Genomic DNA, 22,489 nt, shown 5'->3' on the forward strand with positions numbered 1-22,489 from the left:
CTGTACGTCGCGGCGGGCATCTCCGGCGCGATCCAGCACCGCGCCGGCATGCAGACCTCGAAGACCATCGTCGCGGTCAACAAGGACCCCGAGGCCCCGATCTTCGAACTCGTCGACTACGGCGTCGTCGGCGACCTGTTCGCCGTCCTGCCCCAGCTCACCACCCAGGTCAAGGCCGGCTGACAGCCGCCCAGCACCACCCGGAAGGGCGCGACCACCACGGTCGCGCCCTTCCTCCGTTCCCGGCCGCGGTTGCGCCTCCCCCACCTCTATCGTCTACAGTCGCGTAGACGGTCTACTTCCCTGTAGACGCAGAGCGCCCCGGAGGCCACGCCGTGTACGCCCACTCCGCCCTGCTGGCGGTCAACCCGCTCGACGCTTCCTCCCTGCTCGCGGCATTCGGCGCGCTCGGCATCGCCGCCGTCCTGTTCGCCGAGACCGGGCTGCTGATCGGCTTCTTCCTGCCCGGCGACTCCCTGCTGTTCACGGCCGGCCTGCTCTGCACCCCCGGCCTGCACTCCGGCCCGCACCTGAACCTCGCGCAGGTCCTCGTCGCCGCCGTCGTCGGTGCCCTGGCCGGCGCCCAGGTCGGCCACCTGCTCGGCCGCAAGGGCGGCCGCGCCCTGCTGGAACGTTCCCGCAACCGCCGCCTGCACGAGGGCGCCGAGCGGGCCGAGGAACTCCTCGCCCGCTACGGCCACGCCAAGGCCATCACGCTGGCCCGCTTCGTCCCCGTGGTCCGCACCGTCCTCAACCCGCTGGCCGGCGCTCTCGGCGTCCCCACCCGCACCTTCGCCCTCTGGCAGGCCGTCGGCGGCCTGGTCTGGACCGTCGGCCTGGTCCTCGGCGGCTACGCGCTCGGCTCCACCATCCCGAACGTCGACCGCTACCTGCTCCCCGCCATCGCGGTGATCATCGCCCTCTCCCTCCTCCCGCTCGCCCTCGAGTTCCGCCGCACGCGCACCGCCCGCCGCTGACGGACTCGTTCCGCCGCACGCACACCGCCCGCCGCTGACGGACTTCGTCAACGGCGGGCGGCGTGCGTGCTGGCCCGCTCCTCAGCGGACGACGTCGAAGACCTGCTTCTGCACGCCGTTGCGGTACACCTCGTGCTCGACCAGCGCCAGCTTCTGCGCGTCCTTGTCGGTGGCGCTGAACAGCCGCTTGCCCGCGCCGAGCAGCAGCGGGAAGACCAGCAGGTGGTACCGGTCGATCAGCCCGGCGTCGGACAGGGCCTGGCCCAGCGTGGCGCTGCCGTGGACGATGATCGGACCACCCTCGGTCTCCTTGAGCGCGGCGACCTCGTCCAGCGAACGCAGGATGCTGATCTCGCCCCAGTTGTCGACCAGTTGGTCCTCGCCGAGGGTGCGGGAGACGACGTACTTCGGCAGCGTCCGGTAGCGGGCGAACTCCGCCATGTCCGGCCAGACCGGGCTGAACGCCTCGTAGCTGACCCGGCCCATCAGCATCGCGGTGGACTCCTCCTGCTCCCGCGACTTGATCTCGAACGCCTCGGGGATGAACTCGATGTCCTTGAACGTCCACCCGGAGTTCCGGTAACCGGGCTCACCGCCCGGGCCCTCCACGACGCCGTCGAGCGAGACAAAGGCCGTGCTGATCAGGGTGCGCATGATGGTGCTCTCCTCAGGTGTGACTGTCTTCCGTACGTGGTGCTCTCTGCGTTGTTCGCGTACTCAGGGTCGCTCGGCCAGGACGCCGGCCAGCCACTGCTGCCACCCGGCCTCGGCCGTGTCGGTGTCCGCTCCGAAGAGGTGGTGGAACATCAGCACCACTCCGGGGCTGTGGTGGAAGGTGTAGAGCCCGTCGGCGGTGCGGACCTCGAAACGCTCCTCGTCGGACCACGTCACCTCCCCGGCCAGCGCGGGCAACCCGGCCGGCTCGGCCTGCACCGGCGCCCCGAGGGCGACGACGTCCGGCAGCGAAAGCCCACCGGCGAGCGCGGCCCGGACCTCCCGCACCGGCCGTTCGCCGGTCTGCGCCATGGCGAAGACGGGACGGCCCGTGCGGCCGGGGAAGTGCGCCAGGTACTCGCGGAGCGTGTGCAGGTGGAACGGCCAGCCGCGGCGCAGCGCGTCGTACTCGTCCTGCCAGTCGTCGCCGAGCATGCCGCTGTGGACGACGCGCAGCACGGTGCTGCCGCCCTCGCGGCCCTCGATGAGGTACTCGAAGGCCATGAACCGGCCGTCGTCGTTGGTGGCCGTCCGGGTCGCGAACCGTTTGCCGGGCTGGTACGCGGTGACCACGGCCTCCTCCCGGTGGCCGCCCACGTCCATGACGGCGGCGCCGCCTTCGCACGCTTCGACCTCGTTCCGGCCCATGAACCACGACTCGATGCCGGGACCGGTGGCGATCGCTTCCCAGACCTGTTCCGGGTCTGCGGGCAGGACGATCTCCCGCTCGATCTCGAAGGGGTGCGTCATCGGGGGTCCTCCTGCGGTGCGTCGGGCTGTTGACTGTCGGCTGGGGTCGGGTCGGGAATCTGGTGCAGGCCGACGACCACCCGGTGCCTCCGCCCCTGCGGCGCCGATTCGTCGTGGTAGCGGCTGACCAGCCCGGCCACGCTCTGGGCCAGCTCCTCGGCGAACGCCGCCCGATCGGCCGCGGACGCGAACCGCACCTCGGCATCGATTCCGAAGCTCGCCACCCGCTGCTTGGCCCGCGCCGCACCCGTCAGCAACGACCCGACCTCCTGCACCAGCCGGGCCCCCAGCGCCAACAGCCACCGGGCGGAAAGCTGATCGGGCGACCGCGAGGGATCCGGGCTGACCGCCGCCAGCGCACTGGGCGAGATCACGTACGAGGCGGCCGTCGCGCGGAACACCCGCTCGGTGACATTGCCCTTGCGCCGCTCCTCCGCCAGCTCGACCAGCCCGTGCCGCTCCAGCTCCTTCAGGTGGTAGTTGACCTTCTGCCTGGGCAACCCCAACCGCCCCGCCAGCATGGCCGCCGAACCGGGCTCCGCCAGAGCGGCGAGAATCCGGGACCGTATCGGGTCCAAGGACGACTCGGCCGCGCCGGGCTCTTCGATCACAGCAACGTCCAGCACCTCTCCACCCTCCGTTCCCGGGCTCCCGGCGTCCCCCGGGAGTGACTCCAGCCTCCCACCGAACAGGAAACCTGTCAAGACAAAAAACTTTGTCGGTGCGCCCCGCACAGCAGAAAGGGCCCCCGGCGTCATGCCGGGAGCCCAAGCTGCGCGAGGTACCGCCGTCAGGTCGCCGCGGGCTCACCAACCGCAGCAGGACGGCGCGCCAGGGCGTCCGACACCTTCGCGGTGGCGTACAGCGAGACCCCGAGGGCCACCACCAGCGCGGCGCCGGCGGCGAAGATGCTGCCGTCGGAGACCGCCTTCGCGCCGCCGGCCTCGCTGCGGGCGGACCCGGCGATGAACGGCAGCACCACCAGCACCGCGACACCGAGAACGACCTCGCCCCAGACCACCTTCGGGAAGTGCCGCAGCGTCAGGTGGAACAGCGAGGTGGAGTCGTCGGCACGCCGGGCCCGCTCGATCCGCGGCATCAGCCAGAACTGGTTGAACGCGCCGGCCGTGACCAGCCCCAGCACCAGGAAGATCTTGACCAACAGGGCGATGCCGTAGCCGGTGGTCCACAGCTGGGAGACGGCGCCGACGTGCTTCCAGGTGATCCACAGCCCGGAAATGGTGACCACCCCGACGCACACCATCGCCACCAGACTGAACCGCCGCCAAATGTCGGCCCACAACAGGCCCGCACCCTCACCGAGCCGACCGCGAACGCCCGCGAGGGCCACCAGCAGCGCCAGGCCGCCGAGCCACACGACCCCGGAAACGATATGGAGCTGCGAGAACACCGGGTCGAGCCAGCGGTCGAGTTCCGCGGGCACGGTCGCCGGTATGCCCGCGATCAGAGTGACCGCGAGAGCGGCCGGCAGAGCAGCGAGGGCAAGACGGTCGAGGTGGCGGCGCACCGCCGGGACGAACAGCGCGATCAGCGCGACGGCGGTGGCGACGAGCACGACGTTCTGCAGCACGTAGATCGTGCCCTGCGCGATCCAAGCCCCCTTGGCAGCAGGAGCATTGAGGAAGTCCGCGATCCGGCCGGGAGCCATGGCGTCACCAAAGGGCATCCCCTTCCCGGCCCGAGCAACCCGCGCCACCAACTGGAAGTACCCGGCAACCAACAGAACAACGCCCGCCCACCCCAAGTACCCGGCCGACCGCCTGCGCAGCGCGCCAGCGTCCGCGGGCGCGGTGCTCGCGGCCCTGAGCGCCGGGCGAACGGCGGCGACGTAGGTGACAACGCTGCCGATCGCGCCGCTCAGGCCGACGAAGTAGCCGGTTTTGGTGAGGACCCGCCAGATTTCGGGCGTGGCGTATTCGGCCGTCTTGGCGGCCAGCAGCAAATTCATCATTAGGTTAGCCTAACCTCAGGTAGGCCAGCCTGTCCTAATCCTGATTCCGATCTGCCGTCCACCCCTTGGCAGGCTGCCCGTCACGGACATCGAAGCGTTCTGGCGCGTGCTCGACGCCGCCCGAAGCAGTGGCAAGCCGCTCGACATCGGCGTCGGCGACCACTTGTCGGTCCTACCCAACCGATCACCGCGCGTCGATCCGCCGCTCATCGGGGGCTTCGCGCCCACAACGAACACCAAGGGCTGTTCCGAGGCCAGAACTCACGTCAATGCCTGGCTTGCCTCGTCGACTGGGCCCGGGGCGGTGAGTCCGCATCAGCTCCGCCCCCCCGACCGCGCGCCCCACGCCGAGCTATGATCGCCCGTCAACCGCCCGACCGCCCAGGGGGAACCATGCCGTCGCCAACCGCAGCGGCCACGAGCTTCGACGCCAACGAGCGCACCGCCTGGGCCGGACGGGCCGGCGCCTACGCCGCGACCTTCGGCCGGCTCTGTGCGCACACCGCGCCGAAGCTCCTGGACGCCGCCGAAGTGTCCACCGGCACCCGGCTGTTGGACGTGGGCACCGGGCCAGGGACCGTCGCCGCAGCCGCCTGCGTCCGGGGTGCGGAGGTGACCGCCGTGGACGCCGAGCCGAGCATGCTCGAACTCGCCCGCCGCAACGCGCCGTCCGCGCGCCTCGAGCTTGCCACGCTGCCCGAACTCCCCTACCTGGACGCCGAATTCGACGCGGTGGTGGCCAACTTCGTGCTCAACCACGTCGGCCGGCCACTGCTCGCCCTGGCCGAACTCCGTCGCGTCCTGCGACCCGGCGGCCGCCTGGCCCTGACCATCTGGTCCGGGTCACCGGGCTCGGGCCAGACGCTGATCCCGCAGGCCCTCCAGGCCGCCGGCGCCGTCCGGCCGCCGCACCTGGGCCCGCTCGACCCGGCCGACGACTTCCCCCGTACCCCGGACGGCCTGGCCGCGCTCCTCACCACCGCCGGCCTCCAGCAGGCCACCTGCCGCACCCTCACGTGGGACCACCGCACCACCGCCGACGACTGGTGGGCCGGCCCGGCCTCCGGCGTCGCCACCATCGGCCTCACCCTGCTCGCCCAAACCCCCGGAACCCAGTCCGAGGCCCACCGCCACTACCACCGCCTCGCCGACGCCTTCCGCACCCCGGACGGCACCCTCGCCCTCCCCCACGCGGCCCTCCTCGCCACGGCCACCCGCTGACGCCGCCAAGACACCCGCCGACGCTCCCAGGACAGCACCGACGTGGTGCCGGCCGGGCCGGTACCGCGCAGCCTCCGATCCCGCGCCGCTCACCAATCGCGCGGCGCGACCAGTTCCTCCCGGTCCGCACCGGCGAAGCCGTACGCCGCCGCCACGAACGCGAAATCCGCGCCGATCGCCTCCCGGGCGACCGTCTCGATCTCGCTGCCGGCGTCCTCCATCGCCTCGCCGAGGCGGTTGAACTCCTCCGTCGCCGCATACGTCAGCGCGTACAACTCCGGTAGGCCGGACGGGCGTTCGGACTCGATCCGTTCGCACAGGGTGCGCAGCGCCGCGCGGCCGCGTTCGACCAGGTGGGCGGGGTAGTACGGGTCCCCGGCCATATCGCGCAGGAACTCGTGGCCCGCCACCTGCTCGTTTCGAATCACCATTCGGCCGCTCCGTCCGCTCGGGGGATGCTGCGCAGGATCATCCCGCCGAGCGCTGACAGACCGCTCAGCTCGCAGGGACGGCCCCGCCGAGGAGTTCGTCGATCTCGCGGCGCGGGGTGGCCGCGCCCCGGGGGCCGTAGCCGATGCGGAGGAGTACCTGGACGGTGCCGATGCCCGCTTCGGGGTTGCGCAGCCGCCAGCGGGTCTCGGGGAGTTCGACGGCCTGGTGGAGGACGGAGACCCGGACGCCGTGCGCGGTGGCCACCAGCCAGACGCGTTCCATGGCCTGGCCGGCCCGCAGCCAGTCGGCTGCCGTGTCGCCGCGGGTGGCGATGGTGACCAACTGCGGGAGCGCCTCGAAGCGTTGCGAGCGGGTGGGGCGTCCGGTGAAGTCCCGCACGGGGACGTGCGCTTCGTGGTCCTGCGGGCCGAGCACGGAGACCGGAATGCCGTCCGCCGAAGGTTCGTCGCGCAGCCAGCTCCCGGTCTCGGCAAGGCGGGCGGCGTCGGCGACGATCCGGGCCTCGGCCTCGGCGGTGAGTGCCAGGACCCGGCGCGCCTCGGACTCCTCCAGCGCGTCGAGGACGGTGTCCTCGGCGGCGGCGGCCGCGATCAGTTCACCGATCACCGTCTCGGGGACGTCGCGGTTGTTGAACGGTTCACGGCTGGAGTGCCGCAGCGCGATCGCCTCCGCCAACTCCGCCGTCTCGTCGGGGACTCCCCGCGGGCCGAAGTGCACCACCGCGACCGGGGAGTCGGCCCCGAACGGGCCGGGCATCAGTTCCAGCTCGTCCACGGGGAGGCCCTGCCGGGCGGCCGCGACCCGCAGGTTGAACAGGGCCGCGCCGACGGACAGCAACATGCCGCGGCCGTCGGGGTCCGCCACCGGGACGGCCCGGTCCGGGTCGGCGAAGACCAGGACTCCGTGGCCGTCGTCGGCGGGCCGGAACTGCCAGGGCTGGGAGTTGTGCAACGAGGGCGCGGCTCCGGCCGCCGCCACCAGCACCCGGAGTTCCTGCACGCTCAGTGCCGCCCCGGGACCGCCCCTCGTGCCAATCGTCGACTCGACCATCGCGGATCACTCCTCGCCGCATCCTCGTCGCGTTCCACGTGCCTCTTTATCTTGAGCGTGCGCCTCGGATCGGGCGCGCCGGTAGGGCCCAAAGGCCCCCTCCGGACGACGTCCGTCCCTTCTCCCCGGCCGATACGACCGAGACCCCCAAGACCCCCGAGACGACCGAGACGACCGCGACGGCCGAGCCCCCCGAACCGGAACTCACGCGGACGCGGTACGCCGCACGAACACCTCCAGCCGCGCCGACTCCAGCGCCGTCGCCACCGCGCCCATCAGCACCGCGTCCTCGCCGAGCGTGCTCGCCACCACCCGGGGTCTCAGCGCGCAGCTGCGGTGCAGCGCCTCCTCCAGTGGCGGCAGCAGCAGGTCCGCGCTGCGGCCGACACCGCCGCCCAGCACGACCAGTTCCGGATCGGCGACGGCGGCCACCACGGCGACCGCGAAGGCGAGTTGCTGCGCCTGCCGGTCGATCGCCGCCCGCGCGGCCGGATCGCCGGACCGGGCCGCCTCGCACACCTCTTCGGCGGTGGTCGCACTGGTCAGCCCGAGCCGCCACGCCTCGCCGACCACGGCGTCCGCCGCCACCACCTCCTCCAGCCGGACATCCTGACGTCCCGTCAATTCATCTGACACGCACGGCATTTGCAGCATGCCGATCTCACCGGCCGCGCCGTGCGCCCCGGTCCACAGTTCGCCGTCGCGCACCAGGCCGACGCCGACGCCCGTCCCGACCAGCAGGTAGGCGAAGACGGAACTGCCCGCCCCCGCACCGTAGGTGTACTCGCCGAGCGCGGCGAGGTTGGCGTCGTTGGCGACGTGCACCTGCATGCCGAGGCCGTCCGCGATCCGGTCGACCAGTCCCGGCCGCGCCCAGCCCGGCAGGTGCGGGGCGTGCCGCATCATCCGCAGCCGCTCGTCCCACACGCCGGGACTGCCGATCACCGCGCGCACCACCCCGTCCGCCGGACAGCCCACAGCGCCGCCGGCACCGTCCGCCAGCCCCGCATCGGAGAGCGTCTCCTGAGCGGTGGCGACCAGCGCGTCCGCGACGGCGGGGCCGGAACGGCCGCGGTTGGGGACGTCCCGGCGGGCCACCACCCGGCCCGACAGGTCGGCGACGGCCACCCGGAGGCGGGCTCGGCCGACGTCCATCCCGAGCACGTACCCGGCGCCGGCGTCGGCCCGGTACAGGACGGCGGTGCGGCCCCGGTCGGGCGCCAGGGTGCCCGCCTCCCGGACCAGCCCGGCCGTCTCCAGCGAACCCAGCGCGGCCGACACGGTCGGCTTCGACAGGCCGGTGTCGCGGGCGAGTTGCGCCCGCGAGGACGGGCCGCCGGTGCGCAGCAGCTCCAGCAGCAGCCACTCGTTGTTGCTGCGCAGCCGCTGCCGGTTCCACGGGGCCGGCTCCGGCGCCGGGCCTGCGGACCGCGGCCGCACGACGGGTCTCGCTTGCGGGTGGGTCACGGTTCCTCTTCTCCGGTCGGGACAGTCCGCCCGCCCCCGCCGGCAACACCGCCTCAGACACACTCTCGTCCACGTCCAGGTCGTCACACCCGCGCCGGCCCCGGAAATCGGCACCGACACGCCCCGCCCGCCCCGGCCCGCTCCCGGTTCCTGCGGCAACGCGATGGTACCCACCGGAACCGTCAGCTGACGTACCGTACAGATCATGGAATTCCGTCACCTGGGCCGCAGCGGCCTGATCGTCAGTGAAATCGCCTACGGCAACTGGCTCACCCACGGCTCGCAGGTCGAGGAGGACACCGCGGCCGCGTGCATCCGCGCCGCCCTCGACGCGGGCATCACCACCTTCGACACCGCCGACGTGTACGCGGAGACCCGCGCCGAGGCGGTCATGGGCCGCGCCCTCAAGGGCGAGCGCCGCGAAGGGCTGGAGATCCTCACCAAGGTGTTCTGGCCGACCGGGCCCGGCCGCAACGACAGCGGGCTCGGCCGAAAGCACATCATGGAGTCGATCAACGGCTCGCTGCGCCGCCTGCAGACCGACTACGTGGACGTGTACCAGGCGCACCGCTTCGACCCGTCCACGCCGCTCGAGGAGACCATGGAGGCGTTCGCCGACGTGGTCCGCTCCGGCAAGGCCCTGTACATCGGCGTCTCCGAGTGGACGGCCGACCAGATCCGGGCCGGGCACGCGCTGGCCCGCGAGCTGCGCATCCCGTTCGTCTCCAACCAGCCCCAGTACAGCGCGCTGTGGCGGGTCATCGAGGGTGAAGTCGTCCCGGTGTCCGAAGAGTTGGGCCTCGGCCAGGTGGTCTGGTCGCCGATCGCGCAGGGCGTCCTCACCGGCAAGTACCAGCCGGGCGCCGCCCCGCCGGCCGGCTCCCGCGCCACCGACGAGAAGGGCGGCGCGAACTTCGTCGCCCGCTGGCTGCGCGACGACGTCCTGGAGCGCGTCCAGCTGCTGCGCCCGCTCGCCGACCAGGCGGGGCTGTCGCTCGCCCAGCTGGCCGTCGCCTGGGTGCTGCAGAACCCCAACGTGTCCGCGGCGATCATCGGCGCCTCCCGGCCCGAGCAGGTCACCGAGAACGTCAAGGCCGCCGGCGTGAAGCTGGAGCCGGAACTGCTCGCCCGGATGGACGAAATCCTCGCCCCCGTCGCCCAGTTCGACCCCGCAAGGACCGCCGAGAACGCCCCCAAGGCCCGCCCCTGACGCCCCGCCCGGGCCGGCGCCCGCACCACCGATCCGCGGCACCGGCCCGGGCCCGTCAACTCCCCCACCCACTACGGCTCGAACGAATCGCCCAGGTCAACCTCCTGAGGCGACCCGCCTGTTGACGTAAGTTCCTGCTGCGCCCAGATGGTCTTGCCGCGCCGGCCGATCCTGGTGCCCCAACGCTGCGCCAGATGACCGATGATGAACAGTCCGCGACCGCCCTCGTCGGTGCTCTTCGCCCGCCGCATGTGCGGGGTGCTGGCCGCGCTGTCCGACACCTCGCAGATCAGGCCCCGGTCGTGGATCAGCCGCAGCCGGATCGGCGGCTCCCCGTAGCGGATCGCGTTGGTCACCAGCTCGCTGACGATCAGGTCGGTGGCGAACTCCAGCTCCCCCAACTCCCAGGCGGCGAGCTGGTGTTCGGCCAGCCGCCGGGCGGTGCGCACCACCGCCGGGTCGCCCGGCAGCGTCCACACCGCGACGCGCTCGTCCGGCAGCGCCCGGGTGCGGGCCAGCAGCAGCACGGCGTCCTCGCGCTGCCGTTCGGGCAGCAGCGCGTACACCACCCGGTCGCACAGGTCGTGCAGTTGTTCCTCGCCGGGCCGCGCCAGCACCCGCTCCAGCACCGCCCGCCGCGTGCCCGGTTCGCCTCCCGGTGTGCCGTCCTCGTCTGCGCTCCGGGCCCGGCCGGACATCAACCCCTCGGTGTAGAGGGCCAGTACGCAGCCCTCGTCCAGCTCGGTGGTGGTCGTCTCGTAGCAGCAGTCGCCCCAGCCCAGCGGCGGCCCGGGTTCGACCTCGAACGGCAGCGGGGCGCCGTCGGGGCCGACCAGCACCGGCGCGGGGTGGCCGGCGGAGGCAGCGGTGCAGGTCCGGGCGATCGGGTCGTACACCAGGTACAGGCAGGACGCGAGGCCGTCGGGCAGCCCGTCCGCGCCGGGCGGGAGGCTGCCGCGCTGCTCGTCAGTCAGCACCCGCGCGGCTTCGTCCAGGCGCACCAGCAGCTCGTCCGGCGCCAGGTCCTGCACGGCCAAGGTGCGTAGTGCGGTGCGGAGTTGGCCCATCAGGGCGGCTGCCTCGATGCCGGTGCCGGTGATGCTGCCGATCGCCAGCCCGACCCGGGCGGCGGACAGCGGGATGATGTCGTACCAGTCGCCGCCGGGGCCGACCACTCCCGGGAGGTAGACCTGCGCGGTCTCCACGGCGCTCAGTTCCGCCGGTTCCCTGGGCAGGAGTTGGCGTTGCAGGGTGGTGGCGATGGTGCGTTCGCGGGCGTAGCTGCGGGCCTTGTCGATGGACAGGGCGCCGCGGGAGGCGAGTTCGACGGCGAGGTCCAGGTCGGCCTGTTCGAAGGGGGCGGGCCGCCGGTTCCGGTACAGGGCGAGCAGGCCGAGCACGGTGTCGTGCGCCATCAGCGGCGCGACGATCATCGAGTGCACGCCGAGGCCGGTCAGCCGGCGTCCGCGCGCGGGGTCGGCGGACAGCCAGTCCTCGTCGCCGCCCAGTCCGCGCACCAGTCGCGCCCGCCCGTCGTCCAGCGCCTGGCTGTAGGGCGTGGGCGCGCCGTAGGTGGACAGTTCGCCGTGCGGGATCGGGCCCAGCTCGCCGGGCGTGTGGACGGCCCGGTAGGCGGCGCGGCGCAGCGGGGCGGCGGGGTCGGCCGGTCCGGCGCGGGTGGGCAGGCCGCGCAGGGGTTCGTCGAGCAGGTCGACGGTGGCGATGTCGGCGAGGCGGGGCACGGCGACGTCGGCGAGTTCCTCGGCGGAGCCGATGGCGTCCAGGGAGGCGCCGAGTTGGCGGTGTGCGGTGTGCAGGATGTCGAGGCGGTCGAGGGCGGCCTGCCGTTCGGTGACGTCCTGGATGGCGGCGACCAGGTAGCGGCGGCCGGTGTCGGATTCGATCGGGAAGAACGAGACGGCGCCGACGATGTCGCGGCGGGGTTCGTCGGGGGTGCGGCCGCGGACCAGGTGTTCCCGGATCCAGTCGCCGTCCTGGAGGGCCTGGCGGGCGAGTGTTTCGAGTTCGGCGTCGTCGAAGCCGGGCCCGAGGTCGCCGACCCAGCGGCCGCCGGTGCCGGGGTCGGGGCGGGTGGCCGCGCCGTGGGCGGCGTTGTGGGCGGCGGCGTTGCGACGCACCAGCCGCAGGTCCTGGTCGAGCAGGTAGAGCCCGACCGGGGCCTGGCTGAACAGGGCGTCGAGCAGTGCCGCGTCCTCGCTCTCGCCGCCGTCGCCGGTGCTGTCCATGCCGTCCCTCCTCTCCGGGTCGCGGCTGTCCCTGCCGCCCCGGCCCGCCGCGCTCATCGTGGCCGGTCCGCGGTGCCGGCGAGCGGGGTGGGCCGGAAGGCGATCAGGGCGATGTCGTCGCGGACGTCGACGACCCGTCCGGCCAGGTACTCGCACAGGTCGTCGAGCGGGCGGTGGCGGGCGTCGGCGGCGGCCCGGCAGAGGCGGCCGATGCCGTCACCGAGGTCTTCGCCGGGGACTTCGACCAGGCCGTCGGTGTAGAACAGCAGGGTCTCGCCGGGGCCCAGCGGGTCGTGGTGGGTGACCCGGGGGCGGCGCGGGTCGACGCACAGCGGGAGGTCGGCGTCCTCGCCGGTCAGCAGCCGGGGCGGGCCGGTGACGGGGATCAGGACGGGCGGCGGGTGCCCGGCGTTGGTCCACTCGACCTCCCAGGCGCCGTCGGCGCCGTGCCGGGTGAGGCGGGCGTGCACGGCGGTGACGAAGCTGCCGACGCCCAGCCCTTCGGCGGCGGTGTCGAGTTCGCGCAGCGTGTCGGCGGGGGTGTGGCCGTGCGGGCGGGTGAAGGCGATGGAGCGCAGCATGGCGCGCAGTTGGCCCATGACGGTGGCGGCGGCGAGGTCGTGGCCGGCGACGTCGCCGATGGTCATGGCGAGTGCGCCGTCGGGGAGGGTGAACGCGTCGTACCAGTCGCCACCGACTTCGGCGTTGCGGCTGCCGGGGCGGTAGCGGCCGGCGAGGGCGGCGCCGCCGACGGTGGGCGGGGTGGTGAGCATGGCGCGTTGCAGGACGACGGCGGTGTGCCGGGCGCGTTGCAGGGCGAGGGCCTGGCGCAGCGGGGCCTGGGCGCGTTGCAGGACTTCCCGCTGGAGGTCGATGTCGGCGGGTCCGGGCGGGGGTGCGCCTTCGCAGTCGGCGGTGGCGGCGAGGGCGACGACGGCGCCGTCGACGACGATGGGCAGCAGGGTGAGGCTGGTGGCGTGGGCGCGTTCCAGCCAGCGGGCGGAGATCTCGGGGATGCTGCCGCGGGGGACGCTGCCGTCGGCGAATTCGAGCACGATGGGGGTGCGGTCGGAAACCGCTTTCCGGGCGCGTGCGCCGAGGGTGTAGGTCTGCCGGTTGATGGGTGGCAGCGGGGGCAGTCCGGGGCGGGCGACGGAGGCGATCCGGGTGGCGACGACGTCTCCGCCGGCGGCGTCGGGTTCGCGCAGCAGGTAGACGGCGCACACGTCGGTGAGTTCGGGGACGAGGGTGGCGGCGAGCGCGGCGAAGGCGTCGTCGGCGCGTTCGGCCTCGGTGACGGCGCCGGCCCGGGCGAGCAGCCGTTCGCGCAGCCGGTTGCGCCACTGGTCCTCGATGTCGCTGGTGGTGCCGATCCATTCGGCGGGTCCGTCGTCGCGGACGATGGGGACGGCGCGGGCCCGGACGTGCCGGTAGCCGCCGTCGGCGCCGCGTACCCGGAAGACGTGTTCGAAGGCGGTGGGCAGTTCGCGGGCGGCGGCGGCCCAGTGGGTGGCGAGCCGGTCGCGGTCCTGGGGGTGGACGACGTCCAGCCAGCGGTTGCCGGCCGTTTCGGGGAAGGGCCGGCCGGTGAGGGCCTCCCAGCCGGGGACGAGTTCGTCGGCGGTGCCGTCGGCGTGCACCAGCCACACCATCTGGGAGGTGGCGGCCATCAGTGCCTCGTAGCGCCGCAGTGCCTGCAGCCGTTCGACGGAGAGGCGTTCGGTCTCCAGGGCGGAGTGCAGTTCGGCGGTGGTGTCGATGGCGGCGGTGAGGATGCCGGGGCCGGACGGGGTGCCGGCGGGTGAGCAGGAGTAGACGAAGTGCCGGTGGACGGTCCCGCCGTCCGGGCAGGCGAGGGTGCGCGGCGCGGTGACCTGCCGGGCGGTGCCGTCGCTGAGGACGGCGTCGAGGGTGGCGACGAAGCGTTCGGCGCCCGGCTCCGTGAACACCTCGCGGGCCGGGTCGCCGAGCTGCCGGTCGCCGAACAGGTCGCGGAACGCGTCGTTGACGTACACCAGTCGGTGGTCGGTCCCCGCGGTCAGCGCGATCGCCACGATGGCGCGGTCGAACACCTCGGGTGTCAGTGGCGTGTCCGGCACCGCGCCGGCCTCCTCCCGCCCGCCTGCCGGCGGGGTCTCTGGCTTGCGGGGTCTGCGGCACTCAGGCGAGCAACTTGGCTTTCGCCGCGCGGAATTCGTCCTCGGAGATGGCACCGCTGTTCTTCAAGTCGGCGAGCCGGGCGAGTTCGTCCACGTGCCGGGGCCCGGCGTTCTGCTGCTCGGTGCCGGCGGCTTTGCGGATGTAGTTCTGGAACTCGCCCTCCGCCTGTGCGGCGAGCGCCCGGTCGCGACTTCCCATGGAGTTGCCGCGGGCGATCAGGTAGGCCAGTACGCCGATGTAGGGCAGCAGGATGACGAGGGTGGTCCAGCCGGCCTTGCCCCAGCCGCTCAGGTCGTGGCTGCGGAAGATGTCGGTGATCACCTTGAACAGCAGGAAGAACCAGAGGATCCAGAGGAACAGCCACAACATCGTCCAGAACAGGTTGAGCGCCGGGTAATTGTCCATCGTGGGCTCCCTTCCACAGGTCCTTTCGAGAGGTATCACCACATTCCGGGCGCCGCATGTCAGCGCTCCGCCGCCGGGTGCGCTCAGCGGTCGCCCGGCGAGATCCGCCAGGCGAGCAGGACCACCAGGAAGGACGCGGCGCTGAAGCCGGTGGACCACCAGGCGGTGGCGACCTCGCCGCGCATCCAGGCGTTGGTGGCGACGGTGAGCGCCCACAGTTGGCCGATGACGACGGTGATGCCGAGGGCGACGCGGGCGGAGAGGATCGCGGAGCGTTCCGGTTGCTGGTCGGTGCCCGCGCCGGGGCCGGGTCCGGTGGCGGTGACCCGGGCGTCGGCGTAGCCGGAGGTCGGCCGGAGCTGCGGATAGCGTTCGTGGACGGGCCGGTTGAGGCGCGGCTCGTCACTGCCGGGGTGGTAGCCCTCCGGGAAGTGGCCCTCGCTCACCACTCGCCCCCTGTTTCGATCTGACACATCGTCAACTCTCTCTCGTTCAGGGTCATTTGCCGCTCTCCCGGCCCGGGCACCCGGCGGCGTCGGCCAGTGCCGGGTTGCGGTCGCGCAGGCCCCGGCACAGGCCCGCCTGCTCGTCCTCGCCGGAGCGGGCGGTGCCGATCGCCCACACCGCGCCCTGGGCGTCCTCGACCATGACCACCTTGGGCAGCGGCCGGGGTGGCGGGCCGGCCGTCACCGCGCCGGTGCGGGCGTCGAACTTCCCTTCGTGGCACGGGCAGTAGAGGTCTCCGTCGGTGCCCTGGTCGCGTCGCCAGAGGACGCCGCAGGCGAGGTGGGTGCAGATGGTGGAGTAGCCGACGACGGTGCCGTCGGGCAGTCGGATCGCCATCGCCCGGTCGTCCTCGCCGGGGTACTCGAAGCTGACCGCCTGCCCGCGTTCGAGCCGGTCGGCGACCTTCAGCGGGGCGGCGATGCCGTCGCCGTGCCGGTGCAGCGCGCCGGCCGAGACGGCGGCGGAGCCGACCACCAGGCCGCCGGAGACGGTGGCGACGATCCGCAGGTAGTCGCGGCGGGTGGTGAGCGAGTCGGCGCTGATCCGCTCGCGCAGCGCGTCCTGCTCGGCCCGGTGGGCGTCCTCGCGTCCGCCCGGCCCGGACGGGTCGACGGGGCTGGTCACGCCATCGCTCCGTTCCCGGGCGTGGGCCGCCCGTTGACCTCGATCAGGTTCAGCGTCCCGCCAGGGACGGGTGCCCGGCGCTCCGGCGGGACGACCATGGCGACGCCGGTGGAGACGGTGGTGGCGCCGAACACGAACTCGGTGGAGACCTCCACGCCGGGCCGTTCCGCCTGCAACTCCTCGGCGGTGCCGTAGAACAGCGCGCCGGTCGGGCAGACGGTGGCGCACATCGGGGCCAGGCCGTACGAGGTGCGGTCGTAGCACAGGTTGCACTTCATCTGGAGCTTCGCCGCCAGGTCGATCTTGGGCACGCCGAACGGGCAGGCGTTGACGCAGTTCGCGCAGCCGATGCACCGGGTCGGGTCGGCTTCGTGGACGACTCCGTCCGCGGTGATCAGGATCGCCTCGGCGGGGCAGACCTCGGCGCAGGGGGCGACCGGGTCCTCGCAGTGCATGCAGACGGTGGGCAGCGAGGCGACGGTGTGGCCCTCGTCGGTGTAGTCGAGGTGGATCATCGTCTTGCCGCGGTGCGAGTCGCATTCGCGGCAGGCCGACACGCAGGCCTGGCAGCCGATGCAGCGGCCGGGGTCGATGAAGATGGTGCGTCCCAGCATGGTGGTTCAGCCCCTCTCTCCGGTGCCGCGGCCCTGCGGCGAGGTCGGCGGGAGCGGGTCGGTGCGCGACACCTGGGCCTCCGGGTACGCCTCGCGGCCCGGCGGGGTGGGCGGCGCGGGCACCGGCTCGACGGTGCGGGCGCGTTCGATCCGTACCGCGCACACCTTGTACTCGGGGATCTTCGACCGCGGGTCGAGGGCGTCGATGGTCAGCTGGTTGGCGGCCACCGGGTACGGCCAGTGGTACGGCACGAACACGTGGTCGGGCCGGATCGCCTCGGTGACCAGGGCCGGCAGCACCGCGCTGCCGCGCCGGGTGATCACCCGCACCGGCTCGCCGTTGCGGAATCCCTGCGACGGGTGCACCTCCACCCACGGCCTCGGCGTCTGCTCGACCAGCGCGCCCAGCCGCCGGGTCTGGTTGCCCGACAGGTAGTGCGCGACGGTGCGGCCGGTGGTCAGCGTCATCGGGAAGTCGTCGTCGTACGGGTCGGCGGGCGGGTGCCACTCGACCACCTGGAGGTGGATCCTCCCGTCCGGGTGGTAGCTCTTGCCGTCCTCGAACAGCCTTGGCGTTCCCGGGTGTTCGATGCCCGGGCAGGGCCACACCAGGCCGCCGGTCCGCTCCAGCCGGTCGTAGGTGATGCCGTAGTAGTCGATCACCGTGCCGGCCGAGGCGCGGCGCAGCTCGTCGAAGACCTCGCGCGAGTCCTCGAAGGCGAACTTGCTTCCCACGCCCAGGCGTCGGGCGAGTTCGCACATCACCCAGGTGTCGGTGCGCACGCCCTCGGGGGGCTCCTGAGCCTTGTTGTGCTTGACGACGCGGGCCTCGGCGTTGGCCATCACGCCCTCGTCCTCGGCCCAACTGGTGACGGGGAAGACCACGTGCGCGTTGGCGGCGGTCTCGGACAGGAAGAAGTCGAACTGGGCGTGGAACTCCAGCTTGTCGTAACCGTCCTTCACCACCGCATAGTTGGGCAGCGAGACGAACGGGTTGTTGCAGACGCCGATCAGGCCGCGGATCTCCTGGCGCTGCATCTGCCAGACCATTTCCGTCATCGACGTTCCGGCGGGCGGGAGTTCGGACTCCTCGATGCCCCAGATCGCGGCGATCTGCCGGCGGTGCGCCGGATCGCTGATGGAACGGCCGCCGGGCAGCAGGTCGGACTTCTGGCCGTGCTCGCGGCCGCCCTGCCCGTTGCCCTGACCGGTCAGTGTGCCGTAACCGGCGCCCGCGCGGCCCAGGTTGCCGGTCGCGGTGCACAGGTTGATGACGGTCAGGCAGTTCTCCACGCCCTGGGTGTGGTGCTCGATGCCGCGCGCGTGCCAGCCCATCGCCCGCCGCGCCCGGCCGAACGCCCTTGCCACCTGGACGACTTGCTCGGCGGGGACGCCGCAGATCTCGGCGGCCCGGCTCGGCGGGTACTCCTTGACGGTGGCCTTGACCTCCTCCCAGCCGGTGGTGTTCGCCGCCAGGAACGCCTCGTCGGTCAGCCCCTCCTCGACGATCACGTGCAGCACCGCGTTGAAAAAGGCCGCGTCCGTACCGGACTTGAGCGCCACGTGGATGTCGGCGGTGCGGGCGACAGCGGTCTCCCGCGGGTCGACCACGATCAGCGTCGCGCCCCGGTCGCGGGCGCCCCACACGTACTGGGTCAGCACCGGGAAGCACTCGCCGACGTTCGCCCCGACCAGCAGCAGGCACTCGGTCTGCAGGATGTCGGCGAACGGGTTGGCCGCCCGGTCGATGCCGAACGCCAGCTTGTTGGCGCCCGCGGCGCTCACCATGCACAGCCGGCCGTTGTAGTCCACGTGCCGGGTCTTCAGCGCGACCCGCGCGAACTTGCCCACCAGGTAGGTCTTTTCGGAGAACAGGCTGGCCCCGCCGAGCATCCCGAAGGCGTCCCGGCCGTGCTCGCGCTGGATCCGGTTGATCTGCTCCACCGTGAAGTCCAGCGCCTCGTCCCAACTCACCTCCCGCAGCGGCTGGTTGCGGTCCCGGCGGAGCAGCGGGGCGGTCAGCCGGTCCGGGTGGTTGACCTGCTGGTAGGCGTTGATTCCCTTGGGGCACAGGCGCATTCGGTTGATGTCGTGGTTGCGCGGCTCCACCCCGAACACCTTGCCGTGCCCGTCCACCCGCAGGTACATCCCGCACTGCACGCCGCAGAAGCAGCAGTGCGTGGGAACGAGGGTCTGCTCGCCCTGGTCGGCCCGCCACGCGGCGGCGGGCAGGCCGCCCGCGTCCCGGAAGTTGCGCGTCCCGAGCGGGGCGACGCTCGGGCCCAACGGGACGTGCTCGGCGGTCACTTGAACCCTCCCATGACGTCGGCGCTCACTTGAACCCTCGCTCGATGCCGGCGCTCACTCGAAGCCTCGCTCGATGCCGGCGCTCACTTGAAACCTCGCTTGACGGTCGACAGGTAGGCGGTGCCGCGCAGCACCCGCTTGCAGCGCGGGCAGTACTCGGCCCACTCGTCGAAGCCGAGCCGCAGGTCGCGCATCGTGGCGCGCAGGTTGTCGACGGCGGCGACGGTGTCGATCGGCTGCCCGCAGCGGCGGCACGCCCGCAGCTCCTCGGCGTCCGAACCCTTGCGCCGCGCCGTGTACTTGAACAGCTGCATGCCGACCGCGGCAGGCCGCTGCACGATGTGGAAGAACTTCCCGAACGGCAGGTACACCAGGGTGAGCACCACCGATGCCATGTGCAGGATCGCCAGGAACTCGTAGCCGCCGCCGTGCAGGAACATCTCGGAGAAGGTCAGCAGCAGGCCGGTCACCGAGATGGTGAGCAGCGCCAGCAGCGGGACGAAGTCGTAGCCGAACCGCTGGCCGGTGGTCGCCGTCCGGTCCCGCACCCGCCGCCACAGGAAGTAGCCGACACCGCTGATCACCATCACCGCCGCCAGGTCCAGCCCGTGGTACAGCACCCAGCCGAAGAAGCTGCCCGAGTCGAAGCCGAACAGCTTCACCCCCCACAGCCGCATCTCGTAGCCCGGTCCGGCCGCGCTGGAGGAGGTGAAGGTGAACCAGCCCCAGGTCAGCGGGAAGGTGATGAATGCCGCCAACAGGCATCCCCAGAACATGAGTTGGTGCGCCACCCAACGGGCGTGCGAGCGGGCGCCGAGGAACTTCTGGAAGCCCAGGTAGGTGGCCGCCATCTTCGGCAGCGCGGTCGGCGAGCGCTTCAGGTTCTCCCAGGACAGGGCGACGCTCCAGCCCTCCCGGAACAGCCGGCGGGCGGCCGGGGCGGAGATCCACATCATGTACCGGTACACCACGCCGAAGGTCAGGAACACCGACGCCACCGCGTACGGCACCAGTGCCGAGTCGAAGTCCCGCAACTCCCGGCTGCCCAGCAGGATCGCCGCGATCAGCAGCACGCTCGCCGCCCCTGCCACCATCGACGCCCGGCCGGCCGGCTCGAGCCCGACCGGCTGCACGTCGTCCGCCCGCGCGGAGCCCCCTCGGTACGGCGGCGGCTCGCCCCCGGTACGGCCTGCACCGCCGGCTCCCCCCGTGCCCCCTGTCCCCCCGGCCGAACTGCCCCCCGTTCCCCCGACCGGTCCCTCGGGGGGCGGCGGTGTCGCGGCCACGCGCACTCTCCTAGCGCTCGACTCGATCCGATGGTCGATCGGGCGTCCGGCATCCAGCCCCTGACACCCTCCTGCCCTCGGACGCTAACGAGCGCCTCCACCACCCCGCGCGCCCAACTGCGCCGTCGGCGGCGCGTCGCTGCGCCGAACGGTCGAGCGGGCAACGCGCGCTCGCTGCTGCCGGATTGAACGGACATCAGGCCCGACCGGACCTGGACCGAACCGGCGGCAGCAATTAAGGTACTGCTTCATGTTGAAGGACGTACATAACTCACCCGCCCCCGAGCCCGCCCTCACCGAGGACTCCGACGGCCACCTCTACGACCCCGGCGTACGCAGCTCGATGCGCGCGTTCGCCCTGGACGACGACACCCTCGCACTGGAGGCCGCCGCCGCCGTCCGCTCCGCCTCCCAGTCCATCGACCGCCTGCGCGCCCACGGCGCCGGCGGCCGCGGCCTCAGCTCCGGGGCCCTCGACCTGCTCACCCGGCTCGGCAACGCCGACCCGGACGGCCTCACCATCGGCGAACTCGCCCGCGCGGCAGGCGTCAGCTCCCGTAACGTCACCGGCCTGGTCGACACCCTGGAACGCGAAACCCTCGCCCGCCGCGTCCAGCACCCCGAGGACCGGCGCTCCGTCCGCGTCACCATCACCCCCGCCGGCCGCGACTGGCTCGACGCCTTCCGCCTGCCCACCCAGCGCGCCATGTCCGCCGTCTTCCGCGGCTTCACCCCTGAGGAACTCGCCCAGTTCCGGCACTTGTGCCTGCGTCTGGTCGTCAACCAGCAGCACCTGGAGCAGTACCTCGCCGCCGGGCATTCCTGACTCCGTCGTCAACCAACTCCGGTCGGCGCCGCGGCACTTCGACGCCGACCGGAGCCGCTCAGCGGAACGCGTCCGCGTTGCGGGCACACCAGGCCGCGAAGCTCCCCGGCCCACGGCCCAGCAGCCGCTCCACCGTGTCGGTGCGCAGCCCGACGGTGTCGGCGCGCATCAGCGTGAACCCCTCGACGATGGCATCGGCCAGCGCCTGCGGCACCCCGCCGGGGAAGCGGGCCCGGACCGCCTCGGCGGGCGTCTTCGCCGCCCGGACCTCGATCCGACGTCCGGTCACCCCGGCAAGAATCCGGACCTGCTCGGCCACCGTCAGGCACTCACCACCGGTCAGCACGTACTCCGCGCCTTCGTGGCCGTCCTCGGTGAGGACCAGGGCGGCGACGGCGGCGATGTCAGCGGGATCGACCGGCGCAAAGCGGCCCGGGCCGACCGGGTCCAGCACGTAACCCTCCGCGCGGATCGTCTCCACCCACTCCAGGGCATTGGTCATGAATCCGCCGGGCCGCAGGATCGTCGCCGGTATGCCGCTGCCGCGCACGATCTCCTCCCGCTCGTGGTGCCAGCGGCCCATGGCGGGCATCGGATCACCCAGCACGTTCGCGGACGAGAGGTGCACCAGGCGACGCACCCCCGCCGCCTCGGCAGCGGCAACGGCGTACGCGGTGTGCGCGGTACCGATGCCCGGCGTGAGCAGGAACATCCCCTCAGCACCTCTCAACGCGGCCGCCAGCGTGGACGGTTCGCCCAGGTCCCCGACGAAACGCTCGGCGCGCGGGGGCAGCGCGGCGGCCCGGTCCGGGTCGCGGACCAGCAGGCGCAGCTCGGCGCCCGCCGCGTCGAGGGCGTGGACCAGTTTCCGTCCGATGTTTCCGGTCGCGCCGGTGATCAGTATCATCAATCCCCCTGGGGACGTTAGCCGTCTAGCGATCCGGCGAGAACGTTAGCCAGGAACTGATTAGCCGTCAATCGACCTGTCGCATCGCCCTGTTGTGCGTACCGACACCCCACCGGAGGCCGCGATGCCCGAGTTCCTGGACCTGCACGGCAAGACCTCGAAGGCGCTCCGGGCCCTCGCCGACGGCGCCATGCGACGCCACGGCCTCCACCTCGGACAGAACCACCTGCTCGCCGCCCTGTGGGAACGCGACGGCCGCACCCCCGGCGAGATCGCCGCCGCGCTCAACGTCACCACGCCCACCGTGGTCAAAATGGCCACCCGGATGGCCACCGCCGGACTCCTCACCCGCCACCGCGACGACCACGACAACCGCCTGGTCCGCCTCCGACTCACGGACGCGGGCCGCACCCTTCAGGAACCGATCGAGGCCGAACGCCGCGCCATGGAGGAACAGGTCATGGCCGACCTCACCCCCGCCGAACGCGAACACCTGCTGAGCGCCCTCACCAAGATCCACCGGGCAGCGGCCGACCTCCTCGCCTGACCGCCCGCCGTCCCCAACCACCCCCAACCATCCAGCCTCACAGGCGAATTCATCAGGATCGCTCGGAGACTGTCAGCAGAGCCCCAGCGCCGGGAGGCACTCCTTCACGCCGACCAGTTCGATGTCCTCGCGGCGGGTTCGCTCCCACATCTCGCGCGTCAGCCGCCAGCGCCGGATCGGCGCGGCCTCACCGCGGCGGGTGTCCCACGTGGTGCCGTTCGGTTCGTAACCCAGCGCCCGGGACAC

At 72.5% G+C, this 22,489-nt stretch carries 22 protein-coding genes and 1 pseudogene; 6 read left to right on the top strand and 17 right to left on the bottom strand.

Annotated elements, in window-relative coordinates; all coding sequences use genetic code 11:
• A pseudogene (locus tag ACIHEI_RS36425) lies at positions 1–183 on the top strand (electron transfer flavoprotein subunit alpha/FixB family protein); the annotation flags it as partial.
• A gap of 152 nt (positions 184–335) precedes the next feature.
• Positions 336–977, top strand: a complete 642-nt coding sequence (locus ACIHEI_RS36430) for a DedA family protein (RefSeq protein ID WP_396609832.1) — start codon at positions 336–338, stop codon at positions 975–977.
• 81 nt (positions 978–1,058) lie between these two features.
• On the opposite strand, the gene ACIHEI_RS36435 is transcribed toward ACIHEI_RS36430, so the two are convergent.
• The 4 genes from ACIHEI_RS36435 to ACIHEI_RS36450 all read right to left on the bottom strand — a co-directional run bounded on the left by ACIHEI_RS36435 (position 1,059) and on the right by ACIHEI_RS36450 (position 4,404).
• Positions 1,059–1,631, bottom strand: coding sequence for a dihydrofolate reductase family protein (locus ACIHEI_RS36435; RefSeq protein ID WP_387633637.1), 573 nt, complete (start codon positions 1,629–1,631; stop codon positions 1,059–1,061).
• 63 nt (positions 1,632–1,694) lie between these two features.
• Positions 1,695–2,441, bottom strand: a complete 747-nt coding sequence (locus ACIHEI_RS36440) for an SRPBCC domain-containing protein (protein ID WP_396609833.1) — start codon at positions 2,439–2,441, stop codon at positions 1,695–1,697.
• Complete coding sequence (locus ACIHEI_RS36445; RefSeq protein WP_396609834.1) at positions 2,438–3,067, bottom strand: ArsR/SmtB family transcription factor; 630 nt, start codon at positions 3,065–3,067, stop codon at positions 2,438–2,440. Before ACIHEI_RS36445 ends, ACIHEI_RS36440 begins: the two co-directional genes overlap by 4 nt.
• Before the next feature lie 164 nt (positions 3,068–3,231).
• Positions 3,232–4,404 (bottom strand): CopD family protein, encoded by a 1,173-nt coding sequence (locus tag ACIHEI_RS36450; protein WP_396609835.1) that lies wholly within the window; start codon positions 4,402–4,404, stop codon positions 3,232–3,234.
• Positions 4,405–4,806: 402 nt separating this feature from the next.
• On the opposite strand from ACIHEI_RS36450, the gene ACIHEI_RS36455 reads away from it, so the two are divergent.
• Positions 4,807–5,634, top strand: coding sequence for a class I SAM-dependent methyltransferase (locus ACIHEI_RS36455; RefSeq protein ID WP_396609836.1), 828 nt, complete (start codon positions 4,807–4,809; stop codon positions 5,632–5,634).
• Positions 5,635–5,723: 89 nt separating this feature from the next.
• Here the strand turns inward: ACIHEI_RS36455 and ACIHEI_RS36460 are convergent, their stop codons facing one another.
• The 3 genes from ACIHEI_RS36460 to ACIHEI_RS36470 form a co-directional block, all read right to left on the bottom strand.
• Positions 5,724–6,065, bottom strand: a complete 342-nt coding sequence (locus tag ACIHEI_RS36460) for a DUF5713 family protein (protein ID WP_396609837.1) — start codon at positions 6,063–6,065, stop codon at positions 5,724–5,726.
• 64 nt (positions 6,066–6,129) lie between these two features.
• Entirely contained in the window at positions 6,130–7,137 is a 1,008-nt protein-coding gene (locus ACIHEI_RS36465) for an Acg family FMN-binding oxidoreductase (protein WP_396609838.1), read from the bottom strand.
• Between the two features lie 204 nt (positions 7,138–7,341).
• On the bottom strand, positions 7,342–8,577 hold the full coding sequence (locus ACIHEI_RS36470) for an ROK family transcriptional regulator (RefSeq protein ID WP_392945425.1): 1,236 nt from the start codon (positions 8,575–8,577) through the stop codon (positions 7,342–7,344).
• Between the two features lie 232 nt (positions 8,578–8,809).
• Between ACIHEI_RS36470 and ACIHEI_RS36475 the strand changes: the two genes are divergently transcribed.
• Positions 8,810–9,814, top strand: a complete 1,005-nt coding sequence (locus tag ACIHEI_RS36475; RefSeq protein ID WP_396609839.1) for an aldo/keto reductase family protein — start codon at positions 8,810–8,812, stop codon at positions 9,812–9,814.
• Positions 9,815–9,885: 71 nt separating this feature from the next.
• On the opposite strand, the gene ACIHEI_RS36480 is transcribed toward ACIHEI_RS36475, so the two are convergent.
• The 8 genes from ACIHEI_RS36480 to ACIHEI_RS36515 all read right to left on the bottom strand — a co-directional run bounded on the left by ACIHEI_RS36480 (position 9,886) and on the right by ACIHEI_RS36515 (position 19,810).
• Positions 9,886–12,060, bottom strand: coding sequence for a SpoIIE family protein phosphatase (locus ACIHEI_RS36480; protein ID WP_396609840.1), 2,175 nt, complete (start codon positions 12,058–12,060; stop codon positions 9,886–9,888).
• A 53-nt stretch (positions 12,061–12,113) separates the two neighbouring features.
• Entirely contained in the window at positions 12,114–14,159 is a 2,046-nt protein-coding gene (locus ACIHEI_RS36485; RefSeq protein WP_396609841.1) for a SpoIIE family protein phosphatase, read from the bottom strand.
• Between the two features lie 61 nt (positions 14,160–14,220).
• Positions 14,221–14,625 carry an SHOCT domain-containing protein gene (locus ACIHEI_RS36490; RefSeq protein ID WP_396609842.1) on the bottom strand — a complete coding sequence of 135 codons (405 nt, stop codon included), beginning with the start codon at positions 14,623–14,625 and terminating at the stop codon, positions 14,221–14,223.
• A gap of 83 nt (positions 14,626–14,708) precedes the next feature.
• Complete coding sequence (locus ACIHEI_RS36495) at positions 14,709–15,071, bottom strand: hypothetical protein (protein ID WP_392943658.1); 363 nt, start codon at positions 15,069–15,071, stop codon at positions 14,709–14,711.
• Between the two features lie 52 nt (positions 15,072–15,123).
• A complete protein-coding gene (locus ACIHEI_RS36500; protein WP_396609843.1) occupies positions 15,124–15,756 on the bottom strand; it encodes a ubiquinol-cytochrome c reductase iron-sulfur subunit in 633 nt (210 codons plus the stop codon).
• Positions 15,753–16,370, bottom strand: a complete 618-nt coding sequence (locus ACIHEI_RS36505) for a 4Fe-4S dicluster domain-containing protein (protein ID WP_387633649.1) — start codon at positions 16,368–16,370, stop codon at positions 15,753–15,755. Before ACIHEI_RS36505 ends, ACIHEI_RS36500 begins: the two co-directional genes overlap by 4 nt.
• A 6-nt stretch (positions 16,371–16,376) precedes the next feature.
• Positions 16,377–18,677, bottom strand: coding sequence for a molybdopterin oxidoreductase family protein (locus ACIHEI_RS36510; protein WP_396609844.1), 2,301 nt, complete (start codon positions 18,675–18,677; stop codon positions 16,377–16,379).
• Between the two features lie 83 nt (positions 18,678–18,760).
• Positions 18,761–19,810 carry an MFS transporter gene (locus tag ACIHEI_RS36515; RefSeq protein WP_396609845.1) on the bottom strand — a complete coding sequence of 350 codons (1,050 nt, stop codon included), beginning with the start codon at positions 19,808–19,810 and terminating at the stop codon, positions 18,761–18,763.
• Positions 19,811–20,213: 403 nt separating this feature from the next.
• On the opposite strand from ACIHEI_RS36515, the gene ACIHEI_RS36520 reads away from it, so the two are divergent.
• Positions 20,214–20,789, top strand: coding sequence for a MarR family winged helix-turn-helix transcriptional regulator (locus ACIHEI_RS36520; RefSeq protein ID WP_387864446.1), 576 nt, complete (start codon positions 20,214–20,216; stop codon positions 20,787–20,789).
• A 58-nt stretch (positions 20,790–20,847) separates the two neighbouring features.
• Here ACIHEI_RS36520 and ACIHEI_RS36525 read toward each other — a convergent pair whose 3' ends face one another.
• A complete protein-coding gene (locus ACIHEI_RS36525) occupies positions 20,848–21,696 on the bottom strand; it encodes an NAD(P)H-binding protein (RefSeq protein WP_396609846.1) in 849 nt (282 codons plus the stop codon).
• A gap of 124 nt (positions 21,697–21,820) precedes the next feature.
• Here ACIHEI_RS36525 and ACIHEI_RS36530 point away from each other — a divergent pair, with 124 nt between their 5' ends.
• A complete protein-coding gene (locus ACIHEI_RS36530) occupies positions 21,821–22,243 on the top strand; it encodes a MarR family winged helix-turn-helix transcriptional regulator (protein WP_396609847.1) in 423 nt (140 codons plus the stop codon).
• A 72-nt stretch (positions 22,244–22,315) separates the two neighbouring features.
• Here ACIHEI_RS36530 and ACIHEI_RS36535 read toward each other — a convergent pair whose 3' ends face one another.
• Positions 22,316–22,489: a hypothetical protein gene (locus tag ACIHEI_RS36535; protein ID WP_396609848.1), complete on the bottom strand. Its 174-nt coding sequence runs from the start codon at positions 22,487–22,489 to the stop codon at positions 22,316–22,318.

Origin of the sequence: Kitasatospora sp. NPDC051984 (assembly GCF_044593455.1) — a bacterium.
Classification (GTDB): domain Bacteria; phylum Actinomycetota; class Actinomycetes; order Streptomycetales; family Streptomycetaceae; genus Kitasatospora.